The organism is Massilia sp. P2_C2 (assembly GCF_056404615.1).
The window spans coordinates 1-2347 of sequence record NZ_JBFUDR010000525.1; the positions used below are offsets into that span (position 1 = coordinate 1).

Annotated in this window: 3 protein-coding genes; 2 read left to right on the forward strand and 1 reads right to left on the reverse strand. The window is 61.9% G+C overall.

All coding sequences use genetic code 11. The annotated features are described in order from the left end of the window. Positions 1-775: hypothetical protein (locus AC1DYX_RS30395; RefSeq protein ID WP_477265834.1), on the forward strand; the 775-nt coding region annotated here is incomplete at its 5' end. A gap of 12 nt (positions 776-787) precedes the next feature. On the opposite strand, the gene AC1DYX_RS30400 is transcribed toward AC1DYX_RS30395, so the two are convergent. Further along, positions 788-1867: an IS630 family transposase gene (locus AC1DYX_RS30400; RefSeq protein ID WP_477265838.1), complete on the reverse strand. Its 1080-nt coding sequence runs from the start codon at positions 1865-1867 to the stop codon at positions 788-790. Between the two features lie 266 nt (positions 1868-2133). Here AC1DYX_RS30400 and AC1DYX_RS30405 point away from each other — a divergent pair. Beyond that, on the forward strand, positions 2134-2347 hold a 214-nt coding region (locus AC1DYX_RS30405), incomplete at its 3' end, for a hypothetical protein (RefSeq protein WP_477265836.1).

Genomic DNA, 2347 nt, shown 5'->3' on the forward strand with positions numbered 1-2347 from the left:
TCAAGTGGAAGAGGATACTTTCAGCTATTCGATGCATCGCTTTGGTGACGATCTGTGGGCGGTTTTCGTCACGCTGCGGCGCGACGCCATGCGTCTTGCCCTGGGCGGGAAAGGCGATTGGCAAGCCGAATGGCGTCGTTCACTCGTTTACGGTTACTGGTCGCTGGTGATGCAGATGGACGCGCGCCTCGAATCCATCGAACGGAACGCAGCCAGCGGCAGCGCGAACTGGAGGGCGCCAGCCCTCGAGTGGTTTGGCGGCGTTGCAGGCGATTGCCTGGCGCTGGGCTGGACCGATTATGTACGCGATCTCGCGAGCCGCAGCGATTGGATGTTCAAGATGCGCGGTTTTCCCGACGGCGTGGATGGGTTCCACCGCGCCACCCAGCGCTTCGTGCTGCGCCTGGCCGAGGATATCGACGGCAAGGCGGCCGGCGCGATCGGCGTGCCCGAATTCGATGCCTTGCTGGCGAACTGGCACTCGGCGTCGGCCGCCGACGTGACGCCGCTGCTGCTGGCTGCGTGTGATCGCCACACGCACCAGTGTGAATCGACCGACACCGACATGGAATTCGACCTGCCGTTCCGCGCGTTCTGGTACGACCCGTACGAGATCCTGGCCGTGCTACGTTTGCGGGCGGATGCGGGCCTCGATAATCCCGTGCTCGACCATCCGCTGATGAACACCCCGCTCGGCCGGTTGCAGGCGCCGTCGGCGCCGGTGCTGGACGAGGTGCTGGCGGCTGCCATTGCGCGCGTGCGGTCGGGCGCCTAGACGCGTACCGGCCTAGTGTCCTGTCGCAAATATACGTTTCGCTGCACGTTCGACCTTTTGAAGAATCGACTCTGCGGTCGCGACCCAAGTGAAGGCAGTCGCATCGGCGTTATAGCGCTGGATGAACAGTTCGATTTGCTGTTTCAGTTCGCGGACGCTGGTGAGCGAGTTGCGGCGAATGGCGCGTTCCGTGATCAGGGCGAACCAGCGCTCCACCTGGTTTAACCATGAGCTGTAAGTTGGCGTGAAATGCAGGTGGAAGCGCGGGTGACGAGCCAGCCAGCTCTTGACCTTGGCGTGCTTGTGCGTAATGTAATTGTCGACGACGAGGTGCAGGTCCAGGTCGGCCGGGGTTTGCTTGTCGATGTGCCGTAGAAATTCAAGGAATTCCTGATGCCGATGCAATGGGCGCACCCGCGAAATAACTTGGCCATTGGCGACGTTGAGCGCCGCGAACAGGGTCGTCGTGCCGTGCCGGACATAGTCATGCGTGACGCCTTCGACGTAACCCAGCCCCATCGGCAGCAAGGGCTGCGTGCGCTCCAGGGCTTGAATCTGACTCTTCTCATCGACGCACAAGACGAGCGCGTTGTCCGGCGGATTCAGGTACAAGCCGGTGATGTCGCGCACCTTCTCGACAAAAGCGGGATCGTTGGAAAGTTTGATACTGGTCGAGCGATGGGGCTGAATGCCGGCGGCGCGGAACAAGCGATGAGCCATGTCCTTGCTGATCGTCGTTTCGCTGGCAAAGCTACGTACACTCCAGTGGGTCTGCTTGGCGGGGCGCGTTTGCAAGGCCTTGTTCAGCAAATCGGCCACCTGTTGGTCGTCAAGCGAGCGTGGCCGCCCGGGCCGTGGCTCGTTGCGCAAACCGGCGATCCGTTCTTCGACGAATCGCAAACGCCATTTGCGCACGGTCGGCTGCGATATCGCCAACTCCTCTGCAATCGCGCTTGGACGCTCCCCGTCGGCCGTCTTGAGCACAATCCGAGCGCGCAAGGCCAGCGCTTTCGGCGTCCGCCGCGACCGCACCAGTTTCTCCAATTCCTTGCGCTCTTCGGGTTTCAGATCAATTGTCGCATCGGCCCGCATCACCATGATCAACTCCCAACACGTATGAGGTTGTCCTCAGTATGCGCCGGAATTGAATTCAATGAAATGTATTTTTGCGACAGGACACTAGGTCGAGGAAAACAAGATGTCTTCAACTTCTGCCACCGGCATCGCCGCGGGCTTTCCCAAGCTGAGTGCTTACGTCAAGAAGCTGACTTTTGGTTTCGACAGCGAGGACCTGCAAGAGCGAATGGAGAATATCTCCCAAACGAGCAGAGAGGGTTTAGGATTACGCGGGGGCGCGCGTGTGGCTGCAGGGCCTGCAGCTCGTGGAAACACTGCCGCAGAGTGCGGGCACCGTGTACGGCTTCGCCGGCCGGCCGATCGCGCTGCCGGGCATCGCGGCCAGCGAAGCCGAGGGCGACCCCGGCAGCCTGGGCGTTCGGGTCGCGGGCATCCCGGCGGGCGCCGTGCTGTCCGACGGTACGCGCCGCGTCACCGCCTCGTATGGTGCGACGA